General features: G+C 56.1%; 13 protein-coding genes. 9 read left to right on the top strand and 4 right to left on the bottom strand.

What is annotated here, in order from left to right; translation table 11 throughout:
- Positions 1-433: 433 nt before the first annotated feature.
- Positions 434-4,339: a phosphoribosylformylglycinamidine synthase gene (gene purL / locus IBX51_RS07045; RefSeq protein WP_291830154.1), complete on the bottom strand. Its 3,906-nt coding sequence runs from the start codon at positions 4,337-4,339 to the stop codon at positions 434-436.
- A gap of 342 nt (positions 4,340-4,681) precedes the next feature.
- Between purL and mltF the strand changes: the two genes are divergently transcribed.
- Positions 4,682-6,124, top strand: coding sequence for a membrane-bound lytic murein transglycosylase MltF (gene mltF, locus IBX51_RS07050; protein WP_367166343.1), 1,443 nt, complete (start codon positions 4,682-4,684; stop codon positions 6,122-6,124).
- Positions 6,125-6,150: 26 nt separating this feature from the next.
- Here mltF and IBX51_RS07055 read toward each other — a convergent pair whose 3' ends face one another.
- Positions 6,151-6,633: a regulatory protein RecX gene (locus tag IBX51_RS07055; RefSeq protein ID WP_291830158.1), complete on the bottom strand. Its 483-nt coding sequence runs from the start codon at positions 6,631-6,633 to the stop codon at positions 6,151-6,153.
- A 146-nt stretch (positions 6,634-6,779) separates the two neighbouring features.
- Here IBX51_RS07055 and IBX51_RS07060 point away from each other — a divergent pair, with 146 nt between their 5' ends.
- Positions 6,780-9,245: a DUF349 domain-containing protein gene (locus IBX51_RS07060; RefSeq protein WP_291830160.1), complete on the top strand. Its 2,466-nt coding sequence runs from the start codon at positions 6,780-6,782 to the stop codon at positions 9,243-9,245.
- A gap of 1 nt (position 9,246) precedes the next feature.
- Here the strand turns inward: IBX51_RS07060 and IBX51_RS07065 are convergent, their stop codons facing one another.
- On the bottom strand, positions 9,247-9,510 hold the full coding sequence (locus tag IBX51_RS07065) for a late competence development ComFB family protein (RefSeq protein WP_291830162.1): 264 nt from the start codon (positions 9,508-9,510) through the stop codon (positions 9,247-9,249).
- Between the two features lie 190 nt (positions 9,511-9,700).
- Between IBX51_RS07065 and IBX51_RS07070 the strand changes: the two genes are divergently transcribed.
- From IBX51_RS07070 to IBX51_RS07085, 4 genes are all read left to right on the top strand, one after another.
- Complete coding sequence (locus IBX51_RS07070) at positions 9,701-10,909, top strand: acetyl-CoA C-acetyltransferase (protein WP_291830163.1); 1,209 nt, start codon at positions 9,701-9,703, stop codon at positions 10,907-10,909.
- Positions 10,910-10,938: 29 nt separating this feature from the next.
- On the top strand, positions 10,939-13,089 hold the full coding sequence (locus IBX51_RS07075) for a 3-hydroxyacyl-CoA dehydrogenase NAD-binding domain-containing protein (protein WP_291830165.1): 2,151 nt from the start codon (positions 10,939-10,941) through the stop codon (positions 13,087-13,089).
- Between the two features lie 245 nt (positions 13,090-13,334).
- Positions 13,335-15,509 carry a carboxy terminal-processing peptidase gene (locus tag IBX51_RS07080; protein WP_291830168.1) on the top strand — a complete coding sequence of 725 codons (2,175 nt, stop codon included), beginning with the start codon at positions 13,335-13,337 and terminating at the stop codon, positions 15,507-15,509.
- Between the two features lie 2 nt (positions 15,510-15,511).
- On the top strand, positions 15,512-16,273 hold the full coding sequence (locus IBX51_RS07085; RefSeq protein ID WP_291830170.1) for a helix-turn-helix transcriptional regulator: 762 nt from the start codon (positions 15,512-15,514) through the stop codon (positions 16,271-16,273).
- On the opposite strand, the gene mtnA is transcribed toward IBX51_RS07085, so the two are convergent.
- The gene (gene mtnA, locus IBX51_RS07090; RefSeq protein ID WP_291830171.1) at positions 16,262-17,317 is read right to left on the bottom strand and encodes an S-methyl-5-thioribose-1-phosphate isomerase; all 1,056 of its coding nucleotides are present in this window, start codon (positions 17,315-17,317) and stop codon (positions 16,262-16,264) included. The two genes, IBX51_RS07085 and mtnA, sit on opposite strands and share 12 nt — an antisense overlap.
- A gap of 180 nt (positions 17,318-17,497) precedes the next feature.
- On the opposite strand from mtnA, the gene IBX51_RS07095 reads away from it, so the two are divergent.
- Genes IBX51_RS07095 through gph form a run of 3 tightly spaced genes read left to right on the top strand, consistent with a single transcriptional unit; the run spans position 17,498 to position 20,221 of the window.
- Positions 17,498-18,826 (top strand): TRZ/ATZ family hydrolase, encoded by a 1,329-nt coding sequence (locus IBX51_RS07095; RefSeq protein WP_291830173.1) that lies wholly within the window; start codon positions 17,498-17,500, stop codon positions 18,824-18,826.
- A gap of 23 nt (positions 18,827-18,849) precedes the next feature.
- Positions 18,850-19,566: a bifunctional 2-polyprenyl-6-hydroxyphenol methylase/3-demethylubiquinol 3-O-methyltransferase UbiG gene (gene ubiG / locus IBX51_RS07100; protein ID WP_291830176.1), complete on the top strand. Its 717-nt coding sequence runs from the start codon at positions 18,850-18,852 to the stop codon at positions 19,564-19,566.
- Positions 19,556-20,221 carry a phosphoglycolate phosphatase gene (gph, locus tag IBX51_RS07105; RefSeq protein ID WP_291830178.1) on the top strand — a complete coding sequence of 222 codons (666 nt, stop codon included), beginning with the start codon at positions 19,556-19,558 and terminating at the stop codon, positions 20,219-20,221. The genes ubiG and gph overlap by 11 nt, the downstream gene beginning before the upstream one ends.
- Positions 20,222-20,227 lie beyond the last annotated feature (6 nt).

Raw genomic sequence — 20,227 nt, forward strand, 5'->3', positions numbered from 1 at the left:
CGGACACCTCAAATCGTTTAAATTTAACACACAACAAGGAGTTCTGAACTTACCCACAGAATCTGTGGATAACTCTGGGGAAAGTTTTGGGGAATCCGTCCCCAGCCCCCACAGTTACTGACCTTTTGTTAAATTGGCGACAAAATCACCCGTTTAATTTTACTCTTTTAAATCAGTCACATATAAACAAAGAGCAAAAAGTAAACGTAATTCTCGGACTTTGTTCACAGCACAACCAATAACGCACTGAGAATGTGCATAAAATTATCGAGTCAAGTCCTTGACGAGCAAATATTAAGCTTATTTTCGAGCTGTTATGCACATTTCTTGAGCATGGTTCAACTTGAGTAGCAACAAAAAACCGGCCTGAAGAGCCCCCTGCCAAGGAATCTCTTACAGGCCGGCTCTGTTACTGCCGGAGCCTTCTGTTCAATCAGCCAAACCAGCGCCTGGCATTCCTGAACATACGAATCCACGAACCGTCTTCCTGCCAGCCATCCGGTCGCCAGGAGTGCTGAGCCGCTCGGAACACGCGTTCGGGGTGTGGCATCATAATGGTTACACGACCGTCCCGAGTTGTTACGCCCGTGATGCCAGACTCAGACCCATTCGGATTATAGGGATAACGGGTCGTCACCTGGCCCCGATTATCCACAAAACGCATCGCGACCACTTCATTATCGGTGAGTGATTGCACAGAGTTACCTGGTGCAAGCTCAATCCGCCCCTCACCGTGAGCAACCGCAATCGGCATGCGAGATCCAGCCATGCCATCCAAAAATGCAGACGGGGACGGAGTTACCTCAACCATCACCAAACGCGCCTCAAATTGCTCTGACTGGTTGCGCACAAAACGTGGCCAACCCTCACTGCCGGGAATCAACTCATGAAGGTTCGACAGCATCTGACAGCCATTACACACGCCCAAAGCCAGCGTATCTTGGCGGTTGAAGAAGGCTGCAAACTGATCACGCACACGGTCATTGAACAGGATGGATTTGGCCCAGCCTTCTCCCGCCCCCAACACATCTCCGTATGAGAATCCGCCACATGCCACCAGGCTCTGGAACGCGTCGAGCGAGAGGCGACCCGAAAGCAGATCACTCATGTGCACATCAACGGCCTCAAATCCGGCACGATCAAAGGCCGCAGCCATTTCGACCTGACCGTTGACGCCTTGCTCCCTGAGCACAGCCACTTTAGGCCGTACACCGGTGCTGATGAACGGCGCAGCAATGTCCTCATTAATATCAAAACTGAGGTTAGCACTCAGGCCAGGGTCTGCGGCATCCAGCAAATTATCAAACTCTTCCTGGGCACAATCAGCGTTGTCACGCAGCGACTGTATGCGGTAGCTGGTCTCGGCCCACAAACGCTGCAAATCAGCCCGTGACTCATCGATCACCGCGTCCCCTTCAAAGGTGAGACGCATACGATCTTTATCGTTCAACGTGCCGATGACACTGGTGTGATCACCAAGCCCCGCGGCAGAGAACTGCTGCAACACAAAGCCCGTATCGTCACGGCGCACCTGAATGACAGCTCCCAGTTCTTCATTAAACAGTTCGCGGGCGAATTGGGATTTATCTTCTGCCAAGCCATCCAACCGGATATCCACGCCGGTTCGGCCAGCAAAACACATTTCTGCCAGAGTCACGAACAAGCCGCCATCGGAGCGATCATGGTAAGCCAGCAGTTTGCCATCAGCATTCAGGCCTTGCACAACGGCAAAGAATGCCTTGATGTCCTCTGGATCATCCAGGTCCGGCGCAACCGCACCAACCTGACGATAAACTTGTGCCAACGCTGATCCGCCCAAGCGATTCTGACCCGCAGCCAGATCAATCAGGACAAGGTCGGTTTCACCAGCGCCTGTTTGCAGCTGCGGGGTCAAAGTGCGCGAAACATCGGTTACCGGTGCAAACCCACTAACCACCAGAGACAGCGGCGCAGTCACACTCTTATGCTCGCCGTTTTCCTCTTCCCAGGTGGTTTTCATCGACATGGAGTCTTTACCGACCGGGATGGTGATTCCAAGGGCCGGGCACAATTCCATACCCACCGCTTTAACGGTGTCATACAGGTTTTCATCTTCACCAGGGTGGCCAGCAGCTGCCATCCAGTTTGCCGAAAGGCGAATATCCGACAGCTTGGCTATGGGCGCCGCGGCCAGATTGGTGATCGTCTCACCCACGGCCATACGGCCGGAGGCAGGTGCATCGATAATTGCAAGCGGCGTGCGCTCGCCCATCGCCATCGCTTCACCGGTAAGAACGTCGAAAGACGCCGCAGTTACCGCTACATCGCTGACCGGCACCTGCCATGGGCCAACCATCTGATCCCGGGCAACAAGCCCGGTGATGGTACGATCACCGATGGTGATCAGGAAGCTCTTGGAGCCCACCGATGGCAGCCTCAGAACACGGCGCACCGCGTCCTGAAGGTCGATTTTGGTTGAATCAAATATCGGCTTGGTAAAGGAAGAGCGGGTCACGCTTCTGTGCATTCTCGGGGGTTTACCGAAAAGCACCTCCATGGGAAGGTCAACGGGCTTGTCATTGAAGTAGGAATCACCCAACGCAAGGTGATGCTCCTCCGTCGCCTCACCGACCACTGCATAAGGGCAGCGCTCACGTCGGCAAAGCGAGTCAAACAGTTCCAGATTCTCTGGCGCAACCGCCATCACGTAGCGCTCCTGGGATTCGTTGCACCAAATCTCCAGGGGCGACATGCCGGGCTCATCGCTGGGGATGTCTCTGAGTTCAAATTTGCCACCACGGCCGCCATCTTTCACCAGCTCTGGCATGGCGTTTGACAACCCACCCGCGCCTACGTCGTGAATAAAGCAGATTGGGTTGTCATTACCCATCTGCCAGCAACGATCGATCACTTCCTGGCAGCGACGCTCCATTTCAGGGTTGTCGCGCTGAACCGAGGCAAAATCCAGGTTTTCATTGCTGGCTCCCGAATCCATCGAAGACGCAGCGCCACCGCCGAGGCCGATCAACATAGAGGGGCCACCCAGCACAATGAGTTTGGCACCAACCGGAATGTTACCTTTCTCGACGTGCTGCTCGCGGATGTTACCCAGGCCACCGGCAATCATCACTGGCTTGTGATAGCCGCGAACTTCTTCGCCGGCCGCACCGGGCACTTTTTCTTCAAACGTCCGAAAGTAACCGGCCAGATTGGGTCGGCCAAATTCATTATTGAACGCCGCACCACCGATGGGCCCCTCAATCATGATATCCAGGGCGGAGGCAATACGATCAGGCTTACCATAGCCCATCTCCCAGGGCTGCTGATCACCCGGAAGATTCAAATTAGAAACGGTGAACCCGGACAGCCCCGCCTTTGGCTTGGAGCCTCGGCCGGTGGCACCTTCATCCCGAATTTCGCCGCCGGAGCCGGTCGCTGCGCCCGCAAACGGTGAAATTGCTGTCGGGTGATTATGTGTTTCAACCTTCATCAGGATATGTATCGGCTCCTGGTTGTAACCGTATACACCAGAGCTCGCCGCCGGGAAAAAGCGACCAGCCTCGCTGCCGGCAATCACCGACGCGTTATCCTTATAGGCAGAAAGCACCCCTTCGCTGTTCATTTCATAGGTGTTGCGAATCATCGCAAACAGGGATTTATCCTGTCCTTCGCCATCAATGTCCCAGGAGGCATTGAATATCTTATGGCGACAATGCTCGGAGTTTGCCTGGGCAAACATCATCAACTCTACGTCGGTGGGGTCGCGCTCAAGATCGTTGAACGAGGTCACTAGATAGTCAATTTCATCGTCCGCCAGCGCAAGCCCCAGGCGACTGTTCGCTTCCATTAAGGCATCCCGGCCGCCGACCAGAACGGGCACTCTACCCAGCAGTCTCGGCTCTTCATGACTGAACAGCAGCTCTGCCCCACCCATTTCATGAAAGACTTTCTGAGTCATTCGATCGTACAACAAGGCGGCTATTTTCTCACGCTGGTCAAGGCCCAGCTTGCGGCCAGACTGCACGTAATAGGCGATACCACGCTCTATTCTTCGAATCTGGCGCAGGCCACAATTGCGAGCAATGTCGGTGGCCTTGCTCGACCAGGGAGACAGCGTGCCTGGCCGCGGAACCACCAGAAACAGAACGCCATCCGGCTCTTCTACTTCAACAGTTGGGCCGTATGTCAGCAGCCGGTCAAGAATTGCCTGTTCCGCATCGGAAAGGTCGTCATCAAGATCCACGAAGTGCATAAATTCTGCGTACACGTGCTCCACATCAGGAACAAGTTGCTGAATCCGGGAGTGCAGCTTCTGGGAACGGAAAGGCGAGAGCGCGGGAGCGCCGCGAAGTTCAAGCATGATATCAACCTGTATCGCGCGAATCGGGGGACGTCTGAAAGGCGGCCATGATACTTGAAACCGAACTCAGGATACAGCGTAAGAAACGCTCTTTGCCTGAGAGATAATTAACATTATTTTGCACATTAATTGATCAACTCAATTGACCCGGGCGAGTGCAAAGGGGATCATTATGTTTGAGCATGGATAGCCTCAAGCATCATAAAGCAGGACAATCAGTGACACAGTCACCACATCCTGAACATTGAGCTACAGACGGAGATCAGGGATTTGGCGCGATTTTTCAATACCGCTAGCAGTACCGGCCTACCAATTGCATTTTTGCTGACAGCCACACTTTCAGTGAATGGCTGCTCACGGCCCACCACAGTGCAGGAAGTAAAAAACGAAGGCGTAATGCACGTTATTACCCGTGTGGCGCCTTCTATTTATTACGAAGGCCGTGACGCACCTACCGGGTACGACTACGAACTCGCTCGCCGTTTTGCTGACCAGATGGGCGTGGAGTTGCGGGTGCGTGTGGCTGAGGATAACTCTGGCATTCTCTCCGTTCTTTCCAAAAATTATGCACACATTGGTATGGCCGGCCTGAGCCCGCGGCCGGATTTCGAGGGGAAATTCAGAGCCGTTCCGATCGGCGTTCAAGCCCAGTCTGTGGTGGTCTATCATCGGGATTACCCCAGACCTTCGTCACTTTCGGATCTCGATGGAGAAACCCTGCACCTGCTCGCCGACAGCAATCATGAGCATCTTATTGCTGACGACCCTGACGGCGCCGGCATAAAACGCAAAGTTCATCCCGGTCTGGATGCGGCCGGACTGCTCGCCCGGGTGGAAACCGGTGAAATTGCTTATGCCGCCGTCTCATCAAACGAACTGGATTTGAACCACGTCTATTTCCCCATGGTAAAAGACGGTTTTGCACTTGATGAGCCCAAAGACCTGGTCTGGCTGTTCCCCTCGGCTCAAGATGACTCCCTTGCCAATGCCGCCGCGGAATTCCTGTCTGAGGCACACGACAATGGCTCCATGGCCCAGCTCGCTGAACGCTTCTACGGGCATCTTGACCGACTGAATTATGTTGGTGCCAGAACCTTTATGCACCACGTTGAGAATCGGCTTCCGAGATATCAATCACTGTTCCAGGATTACGCAAGCGACGTTGGTCTGGACTGGCGCCTGCTGGCAGCTATTGGCTATCAGGAATCTCACTGGCGCCCCAACGCGGTCTCGCCCACCGGTGTTCGCGGCTTGATGATGTTAACTCGCAATACCGCAAACTATATTGGCATAAACAACCGGCTGGATCCGGAAGAAAGCATTGAGGGCGGCGCCCGATACTTTCGCATGGTCCACGCGAAGATTCCTGAGCGCATTCCCGAGCCCGATCGCACGTGGTTTGCCCTGGCCTCCTATAATGTCGGCTTCGGGCACCTGGAAGATGCTCGCAGGCTGACCCAAGCCGGGGGTAAAGACCCGGATCGCTGGATGGACGTGAAAGAGTTTTTACCATTACTGGCACAAAAAGAATGGTACACCAAGACTCGCTTTGGTTATGCACGGGGCCATGAGCCCGTTGTTTACGTACAGAATATACGTCGATATTACGATGTGCTGACCCGTATTACCGAGCCCGATCAGCCGGCAATCTTGCCCGAACGCGAGCTGGTATCACTCGACCCGTCAGCGGAACACGCGACGGACTCTCCGCCGGCAGAAGAGAACGTTCCAAGCCTTCGGGCAGCCCTGCCTCCAGAGCTGAACCTGATACCTCCAACCCTTTAGCGCTCAATCAGTCTGACGGTACCGGCTCACTCGTGGTGATCCGGGTCGCGCGCTTCCAGCGCTTGCTCCACATGCGATGCGGAGAACCCCCGGCGGTTAAGAAACCTCGCCTGCCGGAGTTTCTCTGACAGATTATTGTCAACACAGCCCAATCCGAACCGCTTCTCACGCATGCGAATTGCACTCCGGCACCAATCATCCTCGGAGGCTATCGCCAGACACTCCGGGCTGTGCTTCACACCTCGCTGCTGAAGTTCTGCCAAAATCTTTAACGGCCCATAACCAGAATCCATTCTTTGCCTGGCGTAAACATCTGCAAAACGGTGGTCATCCAACCAGCCTTCACGCTCATAATCATCCAGCACCGCATCAATAATCCCCCCATCGATCTGGCGTTGGCGCAACTTCAGGGATAATTCATAGCGACTGTGCTCACGGCGGGCCAGCAAACGCAGAGCCACAGACCGGGCTTTGTATTCCGGATCCTGTTCTTTTTCATCTTTTGCCATCAAGCCCTTCCCGCAAATGTGGTCAAAACGCTAGACTAGCGACCAATCAATTCAACTGCCCCGGCGCACGCCTGTGCTCCGATGAACGGTGAAGGCATACATTGCCGCTACCGCAAACTGGTTTCAATCCTGAAGGATACCCTTAGATGGCCGCTTTTATTCAGAGACTGTTCAAATCCCGCAAGGCTACACCGACCACCAGCCCCAAGACTGCGGCAAAATCTGATCTCCCACAGCCAAAGGAACAAGACACCAGACAGTTGCTGAGAGAACAGCAAGAACAGCAACTCAAGAACACGCTGAGTCAGTCGCAACTGGCAACGCTTGCCATAGACGGCGCGACTGCAGCTATCAGGCTGCAAGCAGCCACAGGGATTCATGATGAAACCCTGCTTCAGCAGGTCCAAAAGCGGGCCAAAGGGCGAGACAAAAGCGTCTATCAAACCGTCAAACAAGCCTTGCAGACCTTAAAAGAACAACAGGCCGAAGAAGCCAACACCCGAGAGAAGATCAAAACTCTGGTCCGACAGATACAAGACCAGGCTGGCAGTGAAGACACCAAGCTCTACGAAGCCCGTCTTGAGGCCCTTCAGGAAAACTGGCGACCGCTGGAAAACCAAGCCACTCCGGAGCAGGCCCAGCATTTTCTGGAAGCGGCACACCAGTGCCGTGAGCGCCTGAAGCAAATGGCGCAGGCCAAGAGCGAGGCCGCGCGTCATCAGGAGCAAACGCATCAGCGCTCTGAAACGCTCGACCTTCTGCGTGAAACCCTGGCAGATCTGAAGTCCAAAGAGGCTGCCGATCTGCCCTCACTGTCTGCGCTGGATGCCTTCCAGAAAACTCAGGAAAACCGATGGCTCGAGGCGACCAGAGACACTCAGGTTGGCAAACAGGAGCAGAAAGATTACGAACAACTGATGCTGTCGTTCCGCAACTACCTGAGTGCCGTGAGCCGGCTGAGTCAGGCCAAAGAGGCTATGTCTGAGCTCGTTGAATGGGCCAATTCAGATCAGGCCACCGATGCCCATCGCGATGCAGCCTCCGCACTCCTGACCACAATTGAATGGCCGGGTGATTTTCCTCAACCGCCAGATCTGGCCATGGTTCGCAAGTTGGCAGGCAAACCCAAAGCTCCCAAACCGGCGACCGCCAACCAGGAAAAGCAGAAAGCGTTGTCTGATGCACTGCAAGCGGCGCTTCCCGAACTCGAAGCCGCTCTCGACGCCCGGCTTTACAAGGAATCCAAGCAGCTCTTCAAGCTGGCACAGAGTCAGTTCCAGCAGCTCGATCCGCGCCAGCGCAAACAACTTCAGGCCAGAATGCAGTTGTTAGCAGGGCAATTCCGCGAACTCAGTGACTGGCAAGGTTTTGCGACAGAACCAAAACAGATTGCCCTCTGTGAGCAAATGGAGCATCTGGCCGAGCAGCCCATCGAGCCAGAAGCAAAAGCTGAGCGAATCAAAGAGCTGCAAAGTGAGTGGCGCGACCTGGGAGGCTCATCCGATCGCACTCTGTGGAGCCGCTTCAAAACGGCATCGGATGCAGCCTATGAGCCCTGCAAAATCTACTTTGAGGCCAAATCTGATCTTAAACAGGCGAACCTGCAGACGCGAACAGCCATTTGCGAGCAACTGGACGCTTTTCTGGCTAACGCGGACTGGTCGGTGATGAACTGGAAAGGCGCTGAGCGCATTCACCAGACCGCTCGTGAAGAATGGAAGAACGCATGGCCGGTGGATTTCCGAGACAACCGCCAGGTTCAGAAGCGGTTTGACGAGTTGCTCAAACAACTGGAGCGCCCGCTGGACCAGGAACGTCAGCAAAACGAAGCACTGAAGCAAGCCATTGTTGAGAAGGCAGAAACACTGATCACACATGAACCTCTGCAAGAGGCAATGGAGCAAGCCAAAGCCCTGCAGAGCGACTGGAAAGCCGTCGGCATTACCCGGCATCGGGAAGATCGAAAATTATGGCAGGCATTCCGCAAAGCCTGCGATCAGGTCTTCGCACGCCGAGACGCTCAGCGCACCGCTCAGCAACAAGCAACAGAACAAGCGGATCAGTCCGCACAGGCGACACTGGACAAATACGTCAAACTGACAGCGGAGTCTGACCCGGCACTGCTCGACGAAGCGCAAGAAGCGCTCAATCAGCTTTCGGGCAACCAACTCTCCCCCCGCCTGCGCGAACAGCTGCAACAGCTCCGTCAGCGCCTGAAAAATATCGCCCAGGCAAAGGCAATGCGGGATAAAGTGACGACCTGGCAAACTCTGGTCAACGATAAGGCTCAGTCACAATTGTCTCAGGAGTCGATTCCAGCCCAATGGACCAGTCAGTATGGCGGCATGAAGGAGTGGGACGGACGGGATTTGACCATCCGGGCCGAAATCCTCGCGGGCGTCTCAACACCGGAACAGGATCAGAACCGAAGAATGGAGATTCAGGTGCAACGCTTGACCGACGGACTTGGCAACGGCGATTCTCAAGACCCCATCAAAGAGTTTGAAAAGCTGGTCGCACTCTGGTGCCTCAAACCTGATAACGGAGACCTCACCACAGAACATGCCCAACGCCTCAACCGGGCACTGGAGACGTTACACAGCGGGACTTGAATCAGTCACGATGATGCTCCCTCACGAAAACCCTGGCTTGCTTAACCGCGGCCAGGGTTTTTTCTTTCATCTCCTTCAGCTCTTCGTCCGCCAGATAGAACATCATATCGATGGAGTGCCGGTAGTATCTGGCGGGGAGGCGGTTCAACGCCACACACATGACGTCTGTCAGATAATCTGCCGTATCCGCCTCCTCACGGGTAGCCTCTATGGCGTCGTGCACTAACCGTTCGTAAAAGTTATCGATTGCATCTCGCAGGGACATGATGACACCTATGGCTTGGTTGTTGATCACCTACTACTCAACATAGAAGGCCAACGGCGCGCTGTCATTGTGCCTGAGCAATATTGCCAATGGGTTTGGCAGAGCCTGTCATTACACCTTATGGCCGGTAAACGCTATGGTTACGGCTCTGTACAACCGTGCCCGGAAAACAATTACCAGAGGAACAATCATGACCACCGAGGCGTATATCTTTGATGCGGTCCGCACGCCACGCGGCCGCGGCAAAAAAGACGGTTCACTGCACAGCGTGAAACCTATCAGCCTGCTGACCACCGTACTGGACGCCCTGCGTGACCGTAATCAGCTAGACACCGCCCAAGTCGATGACATTGTGATGGGCTGCGTCACTGCCGTCGGCGACCAGGGCGCAGACATTGCCAAAACCGCGGCACTGGCCGCAGGCTGGGACGAAAAAGTCGCGGGCGTAACCCTGAACCGCTTCTGCGCGTCTGGCCTGGAAGCCGTCAATCTGGCCGCGATGAAAGTTCGCTCCGGCTGGGAAGACATGATCGTTGCCGGTGGTGTTGAGGCCATGTCTCGCGTACCCATGGGCTCTGATGGCGGTGCCTGGGCCACCGACCCGGCGACCAACCTGCACACCGGCTTTATGCCTCAGGGCATCGGAGCCGATCTGATCGCTACCCTGGACGGTTTCAGCCGGGAAGATGTCGATGGCTTTGCAGTCCGTTCCCAGCAAAAGGCCGCCAAAGCCTGGGATGGCGGTCACTTCGCGAAATCCATCGTGCCAGTCACAGACCAGAACGGCGTCGTCATTCTAGACCGAGATGAGCACGTACGCGGTAACACCACGGTGGAGTCCCTTTCTGGCCTGAAGCCATCGTTCCAGATGATGGGCGAGATGGGCTTTGACAGTGTCGCCCGCGAAAAGTATCACTACGTTGAAAAAATCAATCACGTACACCACGCCGGCAACTCCTCCGGTATTGTCGACGGCGCCACAGCCATGCTGATTGGCAGTGAAGCCAAGGGTAAAGCGTTGGGTCTTAAGCCCCGCGCCCGCATCGTCGCCACCGCCGTCACCAGCACCGATCCCACCATTATGTTGACGGGCCCCGCCCCCGCGGCACGCAAGGCCCTGGAAAAAGCAGGGCTGAACGTGGACCAGATCGACCTGTTTGAAGTAAACGAAGCCTTTGCCTCTGTGGTGATGCGCTTCCAGAAAGAGCTGTCTGTTCCGGACGAGAAAGTGAACGTTAACGGCGGCGCCATTGCCATGGGCCACCCACTTGGGGCTACCGGCGCCATGATTCTGGGCACCCTGTTGGATGAGCTGGAACGCCGTGAACTGCGCTACGGCCTGGCCACTCTGTGCGTTGGCGGTGGTATGGGCATTGCTACCATCATCGAGCGCGTCTGAACCCCACTTTCAAGAATAAGGAACCGACCATGAGTGCCATTAAATACGACCTGGGTTCAGACCAGATTCTGACCCTCACCATCGACATGCCGGGCCAGTCCGCCAACACCATGAACAGTGAGTTCCGCGCGGCCCTGACCGAGACCACCAACAAGGTCAAAGACGACCTGGACAATATCAAGGGCATCATCATCGCCTCCGCCAAGAAAACCTTTTTCGCCGGCGGCGACCTGAACGAGCTGCATAAAGTGACCCGTGAGCAGGCCGAAGACTTTGAAGCCATGGTAAATGGGCTGAAAGCCGACATGCGCCTGCTGGAGACGAGTGGTAAGCCGGTGGTTGCTGTCATTAACGGCACCGCCCTTGGCGGTGGCCTGGAAATCGCCCTGGCCTGCCATCACCGCATTGCACTGGATGACGACAGCACCCAGTTGGGCCTGCCGGAGGTAACTCTGGGCCTGCTGCCCGGCGGTGGTGGCACCCAGCGACTGCCCAGAATGATTGGTCTGGAGGCTGCCTTCCCGTTCCTGATGGAAGGCAAAAAAGTTAACCCGAAGGCGGCGTTGAAAGCCGGCATCGTTGACGAACTCGCCAGCTCAGCAGCCGACATGATGGCTAAGGCCCGGGCCTTTATTGAGGCCAACCCCAAGTGCCAGCAGCCCTGGGATCAGAAGGGGTTCAAACTGCCCGGTGGTGCGCCACACCACCCGGCCATGGCTCAAAAGCTGGCCATTGCTCCTGCCATGCTGCGCCAGAAAACCAAAGGTTGCTACCCCGCGCCCGAGCGGATTCTTTCTGCGGCGGTGGAAGGCGCCCAGGTGGACTTTGATAACGGCAGTCTGATTGAAACCCGCTACTTCGCCGAGCTGGTGACCGGCCAGGTTGCCAAGAACATGACCGGCACTTTCTGGTTTCAGCTCAACGCGATCAAAGCCGGCGGCAGTCGTCCGACCGGCGTTGACAAGGCCACCTTTAAAAAAGTGGGTGTGCTGGGTGCAGGCATGATGGGTGCCGGCATTGCATACTCGACCGCTACGCGCGGCATCGATGTGGTGCTCAAAGATGTATCTGTCGAGAATGCCGAAAAAGGCAAAAGCTACTCCGAGAACTTACTGGCCAAGAAAGTCAGCCGGGGCCGCATGACCGAGGATCAAAAGGCCGACGTTCTCGCCCGCATTAAAACGACCGCTTCGGCAGATGACCTGGATGGCTGTGATCTGATCATCGAAGCGGTGTTCGAAGATAGCGACCTGAAGGCAAAAGTCACTCAGGAATCTGAGCCAAAAATGGCCGCCGGTGGCATTTTTGCCTCTAACACATCCACCATTCCCATTACCCAGCTGGCTGAGGCCTCCGCCAAACCGGATAACTTTATCGGCCTGCACTTCTTCTCGCCGGTAGACAAGATGCAGCTGGTGGAAATCATCGTGGGGGAGAAAACCTCTGATGAAACCCTGGCCCGGGCGTTCGACTACGTGCAGCAGATCGGCAAGATCCCTATTGTGGTCAACGATAGCCGGGGCTTCTTTACCTCTCGGGTATTCGGCACCTTCGTCAACGAGGGCATCAGCATGCTGGCCGAAGGCATTCACCCGTCCAGCATCGAAAATGCAGGCGTATTGGCCGGCATGCCAGTCGGACCTCTGGCCATCTCCGATGAAGTCAGCTTAACCCTGATGCAGCATATCCGCGCCCAGAGCCGGAAAGACACCGAAGCCGCCGGAGGCACCTGGCAGCCCCACCCGGCCGAGGCCATCATTGATGCCATGGTGGATACTCACGACCGCAAAGGCAAAGCCGCCGGCGCCGGTTTTTATGAGTACCCGGCAAAAGGCAAAAAGTACCTTTGGCCAGAGCTGGAGAGCCTGTTTGTGGATCAGGACAAAGCTCGGAGCGTCCAGCTGCAAGACCTGAAAGACCGGATTCTGTTCATGCAGGCCATCGAAACCATCCGCTGCCTGGAAGAAGGCGTGCTGCGTACCGTGGAAGATGCCAACATTGGCAGCATCTTCGGGATCGGCTACGCGCCCTGGACCGGCGGTGCCATTCAGTTCGTTAACCAGTACGGTGTGCGGGCCTTTGCAGAGCGCGCGCAACAGCTGGCCGACCAGTACGGCGAGCGTTTCACGCCGCCGGCACTGCTGCTGCAAAAAGCAGAAAACAACGAAAACTTCGCCTGAACACTAGCCGGAGGGGGTCATCCCCTCCGGCTTTTTTCCATTCCAGCCTTTTACCTTCGGTTACTTACCCCCGCCTATGTGGACGTATTGTCACGAAGCGATACCGCTCGCCTATGGCAACAGGTGTGGCGCTTGCCTACAATCAAAGCATGAGTGGTTCAAAGGTCCGTTCACAACGACGGACGTATGAACATGTTAAGCTGGAAAATAACTTCCAGCCGCCCAGTATCGTCAGGTATGCCTTTATGACCATTGTGGAAAACTTTATGCAGCGCCATTCACAGCCGTCACGAATTCGGAAAGTGGGCGCGTGCACAGCACTGACATTGTCCTTGTTTATGGCCGGCATTACCGGTGTTCAGGCAAAAATTGACGACGCGGCAGTGTACAAACCGGTCGCGCCCACCATCGACCAGGCCAGAGCCAACATTCTGATTGCCCGTCAGCTGCAGTTCACCCACTTTCGCAATCTGGGCATCAGCGATGCACTCTCTGGCGATGTGTTTGATGCCTACCTCAAATATCTGGATGGCCAGCGCGTCTACCTCACCCAGGAGGATATCGACTCACTGAAAACGGTAAAATCGCGTTTGGGTTCGGCGCTGAAGACCGGCCAACTGCAACCCGGTTTCGATATTTACAACCTGGTTCAGCAGCGCATCATTCAGCGACTGCAGTTTGCGTTGAATATCATTGATAACGGGTTGGGAGAGCTGGACTTCGACTCCGACGACCGAATTCGCGTTGACCGCTCAGAGGCCCCCTGGGAAGCCGACCAGGCGGCACTGGACGAACTCTGGATCAAACGAATCAAGAACGCCGTGCTGTCGCAGCGCCTGAACGGCACCGACGATGAAGCCATTGAAGACACCCTGCGCCGCCGTTACGAAGGCCAACTCAAACGGGCCTACCAAGCCCGGAGTGAAGATGCCTTCCAGGCGTACATGAACGCTTTCACCGGTATGTGGGACCCGCACACTGCCTACTTCTCGCCGCGTACTTCCGAGAACTTCAACATCAACATGAGTCTGTCACTCGAAGGCATTGGTGCTGTTCTTCAATCAGATAACGAGTACACCAAAGTTGTGCGCCTGGTGCCAGGCGGTCCCGCCTCCAAACAGGGGCAATTGCAACCTGCCGATCGGATTGTATCGGTAGCGCAAGAAGGCGAAAGACCGGTCAATGTGATTGGCTGGCGCCTGGACGAGGTCGTGGACCTGATCCGGGGCCCACGCAATTCCACTGTGACTCTTGAAGTGATCCCCGCCAATGCCAGTGATGAAACTGTCACCCGCGACATTGCCATTAGTCGCGATGAAGTAAAACTTGAAGAGCAAAGCGCCAGCAAAGACGTTATTGAACTGGATCGCGCCGGTGAAACGTACAAAGTGGGCGTCATCACGATTCCCACCTTTTATGCAGATTTCCAGGGCATGCAGGCCGGCGACCCTAATTACAAAAGCACCACACGCGATGTTCGCCGGTTGCTCGAAGACCTCAACAAGCAGGGCGTTGATGGCGTCGTGATGGATCTCAGAAATAACGGCGGAGGTGCCTTGCACGAAGCCAATGATCTGGTCGGCCTGTTCATCGACAAGGGCCCGACTGTGCAAATCCGTAACGCCAACAACGACATTCAAATATTGAATGATGAAGACCCATCGGTGGCGTACGACGGCCCGCTGGTTGTTTTAGTCAACCGTATGAGCGCGTCTGCCTCGGAAATTTTTGCCGGAGCCATCCAGGACTATGGCCGTGGGCTGGTGGTGGGTTCTCAAACCTTCGGTAAAGGCACCGTTCAGGCCGTGCGCCCACTAAACCACGGACAATTGAAGATCACCCAGTCCAAGTTCTATCGGGTTTCTGGTGGTTCCACTCAGCATAAAGGCGTTATTCCGGACATTGAGATTCCGTCCCGGGTTGACACCACCCGGATTGGCGAAGACGCGCTCGACCATGCCTTACCCTGGGATCAGATTGAAGCGGTACCCCACACCCGTTATTTCGATTTCAGCGGCGTGATTGATGAGCTGCGCAAGCGTCACGACGAGCGTTTTGCCATCAGCCCTGAGTTCAGCCTGCTGCAGCAGGAGATTGACTTCCTTACCAAGCAGCGTGAAATGACCTATGTCAGCCTGAACATGGGCGAGCGCAAAGCACACCATGATCAAATCGAACAGACCCGGCTTACCATTGCCAACGCGAGGCGCGAGCTTAGAGGCGACTCGCCCTTCAAAACCCTGGAGGCCCTTGAGGACTGGCAAACCGAGCAAGCCGCTGACCCAGACAACACCGACGAAGAGCTGGACTTCGTTATACGCGAAGGTGGCCACATCATGGCAGATCTGCTTGAGCTGGATCAGCACATGGCGTCTATCCTGACCCCGGCAAAGTTTGCCGCCAAGACCGGAACCCAATAACGATGACGGCCGAGCCAGAGACAGGCGATCGACAGGATAGCAGCCAGCGCGCCCGCATCCTGCGGGACATGTTGCTGGACGCACTGCACGCCATGCGATCCATGGAGCAAGTGGACGACATTCAGCGGGCAGACAGTCGGAGCAAAGCGCCCGACAACATTTTTGAGCGCATCGCCGGCTTTACCGGTTCTGCGCTTCGCCTGGGCGCCAAGGCGACCGATACGTCTTTGCGAGTGGGTCGTGCTCTGGTCAACTCCCAGGATCAGCTGCGAGCCATGCTCAGCGCAGGGCAATCGCTGAAAGACATTCGTGAGGTTGCCGGGCTAACCCTGTCTGAGATGAGCGAGGCCCTGAACCTCAAAGACAAATCTCTGCTTGAAGCCATTGAAAACGGAACCTCAACACTCTCTTTTGAGCTGATCCTGAGACTGGCTTCCCTGATCGCCAGAAACGACCCCATCCCCTTCATTATGCGCACCACCCGCAACTACAACCCGGAAGTCTGGCAGTTACTGAATGATTGGGGCGTTGGAAGGATTCCGCTGCAGTTTGAGCGGGAACGGGAGTTCATCAACATCTTCAGACGTCACGACGACGCCCGAAACCTCTCTGACGAAGGCTTCCGAAAAGTGTTGGAGTTCACTCGCCAAAGCTTTGAAATGTCTTTGCACTTTATCGAGCAGCAAGAGAAGGAAGTAGAAGAGCTGAAAGCGAGCCTTCAGCCCCAGGGAAGCCCGGAGAAGAACCCTGCTTCAGGAAAATAAAACCCGCATCCCGGTGATATCCGGATTCTGAATGACGCCTTTCTCGGTCACAATGGCATCGATCAGGCTTGCAGGTGTCATATCAAACACCGGGTTAAACACGTCAACGCCCTTCGGCGCCAATGGAATGCCCCGGATCTCGCGAACTTCCAGACCATCACGCTCTTCGATCGGGATATCGAGCCCGGATGCCAGCGACATATCCACCGTGCTGGACGGCGCCACCACCATAAAACCAACTTTGTGATGCCTTGCCAGTACCGCGAGACTGTAGGTGCCGATCTTATTGGCGACGTCGCCATTGGCGGTGATCCTGTCAGCGCCCACAATCACCCACTTAACTTTGCCTGACGCCATAATAGCGGCGGCCGCACCGTCAGCATTGAGCGTAACCGGAATGTTATCCCGGCTCAGCTCCCAAGCCGTCAGCCTGCTGCCCTGCAACCAGGGCCGGGTTTCGTCCGCGTATACCCGTTCCAGAAGCCTCGCCTCATGCAGCCGGCGAATCACGCCCAACGCGGTGCCGTAACCACCGGTCGCTAATGCGCCGGTATTACAGTGAGTCAGCACCGAGATCGGCTGTTGCGCGTTTATCACATTCAGGGCGTGGTCAGCCATCGCCAGGTTGGCGGCAAGGTCTTCCTCATGAATCCGAACCGCCTCCGCTGCCAGCCTTTTAGTGGCGTCATCCAGAGAATCACAGCTATTGAACACCTGCTCCATGCGCTCCAGTGCCCAGAACAGATTGACCGCCGTTGGTCGAGATTTGGCCAGTTCCCGAATAGCCTGGTTGATCTCGGAATGCCACTCGCCGACCCCGGCATGCCGGGCGGCCAGAGCGACACCGTAAGCTGCGCTGATACCGATAGCCGGCGCACCCCGAACAACCATATCGGTAATACACTGGGCAACACCGGATGCACCTTCAGCGGTGATCCAATGCTCTTCCGAAGGCAGCAAACGCTGATCCAGCAGCTCCAGACTGTCGCCGTGCCAGCGCATGGCCACGGTGCCCATTGATCGACTGGAAGGGTCGGTTGCCATAATCAACTCCGTATTGATGTCATAAAACGCCAGTATAACGCCATGTAACCAGAATGCCCTCTCGATATACAGCCTGTTGGGCGGGTGTGCCGCCGGGGTAGTTCTGCCAACGGCAGCTGGTTATACTTCACTTCTGAATTTTCCGGCACCCTTCTGTGCCCGCAACTCGAAGGCAGGTTAATGACGGCAGACACCATCACCGCAGCCGATATCCGAATCAACGCCCGTTGGCTAATCCCGGTGCAACCGTTTGGCGTTGTTTGGGAACATCAAGCCGTTATCCTTCAAGGCAGCCAGATTGCAGCGGTTCTGCCGCAGGCCAAAGCGGACCAGACCTACCGGGCCCGAGAGACCATTGATTTGAACAATCATGTGGTCCTGCCCGGCTTGATCAACCTGCACGGCCACACCGCCATGTCACTGTTCCGGGGCATGGCCGACGATCTGCCCTTGATGACCTGGCTGAACGACCACATCTGGCCGGCCGAGGGTAAATTTGTCAGCGAACAGTTTGTACTGGATGGCAGCCGGCTGGCCATGGCCGAAATGCTGCGCACCGGCACCACGACGTTTTCCGACATGTATTTCTTCCCGGAAATCACCGCTCAGGCCGCCCATGACGTCGGCATGCGGGCACAAGTGTGCTTTCCTTTGATCGATATGCCCACCGTTTGGGGTTCCGGACCAGACGAATACCTGCGCAAAGGGGCGGCACTCATCGAACAGTGGCGTAACGACAACTTTATTATGCCGGCCATCGGCCCCCACGCGCCCTACACCATCTCTGATCAGCCGCTACGCTCAGCGGTAGCGTTGTCTGCCCAGACCGGCGCGGCCATTCAGCTGCACCTTCACGAGACCGCGTTCGAGGTAGAAGACGCCATCAAGAACTCAGGTAAACGCCCACTGGCCCGCATGGCCGAGCTGGGCGTTTTGGGCAGCAATACCCAATGCGTACACATGACCCAGATTGATGCTTCTGATATTGAGCAGCTTGCCAGCTCTGGCGCTCACATCGTGCATTGTCCCGAGTCGAACCTGAAACTGGCCAGCGGCCTGTGCCCGGTGCAACAGCTGATTGATGGCGGCATCAACGTGACCATTGGCACCGACGGCGCCGCCAGCAACAACGACCTGGACCTGTTTGGCGAACTCAAGACCGCCGCCATGATCGCCAAAGTGGTGGCCGGCGACGCCGCTGCGTTATCGGCACATCGAGCCCTGGAAATGGCCACCATGAACGGTGCTCGAGCCCTTGGCCGAGACCATGAGCTCGGCTCACTGGTTGCCGGCAAACTGGCAGACCTGATCGCCGTTGACCTGAGCGACCCTTATCTGCAGCCGGTTTATGATCCCGCATCCCATCTGGTCTACAGCAACCATGGCCGGGCAGTAAGCCATAGCTGGATTCACGGCGTACCTCAGTTACAGGACGGGCGTCTAACCCGCATCGACGTGCCAGACCTGATGCTGCGGGTCAGCGACTGGCATAAACAGATTATCAGTTAATTATTCACATCAGGTGTAGCACCATGAGCAACCAGAACGTAGACCACAGCGAGATCGCCAAGTTTGAAGCCCTGGCCAGCCGGTGGTGGGACCCAACCAGTGAGTTCAAGCCGTTGCACGACATCAACCCGTTGCGCCTCAACTACATTGACGAGAGAGTGTCCCTGGCTGGCAAAAAGGTACTGGACGTTGGTTGCGGCGGCGGCTTGCTGTCCGAAGGCATGGCGCTGCGCGGTGCGCACGTGACCGGAATCGATATGGGTGAAGCGCCGCTGTCTGTGGCAAAACTGCACGGACTGGAATCCGGAATCAAAGTGGATTACCGGCGCATCACCGTTGAGGAGTTGGCGCTCGACCCGGAACATGCCGGCCAATACGACGCCGTCACCTGCCTTGAAATGCTTGAGCATGTGCCAGACCCCGCCTCCGTCATCCGCGCCTGTGCTGCCATGCTGCGCCCAGGCGGGCACATGTTTGTATCGACCATCAATCGCAACCCGAAATCTTTCCTGTTTGCCATTATTGGTGCGGAGTATGTTCTTAACATGCTGCCCAAAGGCACCCATGAGTGGAAAAAATTTATCCGCCCCTCAGAAATGTCGGATTATCTGCGCCATGCCAACCTGGACGTGCAAGAGCTCACGGGCATGACCTACAACCTCATTACCAAGGCTTACAAACTGGGCCGGGATGTGGATGTGAATTACCTGATGCACGCGCGGGATATTCGTGAAGACTGAGAAGCAAACGTCTGCGGTGCTCTTCGATCTCGACGGCACCCTGATTGATACCGCACCGGACTTTATCCGATGCCTGAACCAACTGCGCCAACAGCACAGCCTGGCACCGCTGCCCGCAGAACAAATTCGCCGCTCCGTCTCAAATGGCGCCCGTGCGATGGTCCGTGTCGGCTTTGGCCTGGAACCCGAACACGAAGGTTACCTGGAAAAACACACGGCATTTCTGGATCTCTACGAAGCCGGCGTCGCAGAAGAAACCACCTTGTTCGAAGGCATGGATCGACTGCTGAAAAATCTGGAAACCAGGGCCATTCCCTGGGGCATCGTCACCAACAAGCCGGCCCGATTTGCCGCCCCGCTGATCGGAGCCCTCGGCCTGGCCGAGCGCTGCGCCACACTCATTTGTCCTGACCACGTTACCGAACGCAAGCCGCACCCGGAAGCCTTATTCCTTGCGTGCCAGCAGATTAATGCAGAGCCGTCTGAGGCCATCTACGTGGGCGATCACGAGCGTGACATCGAAGCCGGTCGCAACGCAGGCATGCGTACCATCGCGGTCCGTTACGGATACATCGAGCAGCCGGAGTCTGTTGATCTTTGGCAAGCCGATGTCATCGCAGACACCGTCGCCGATCTGGCAAAACTGTTACAATAGCGCCCA

Source organism: Marinobacter sp. (assembly GCF_014859525.1).
In the GTDB taxonomy this organism is placed as follows: domain Bacteria; phylum Pseudomonadota; class Gammaproteobacteria; order Pseudomonadales; family Oleiphilaceae; genus Marinobacter.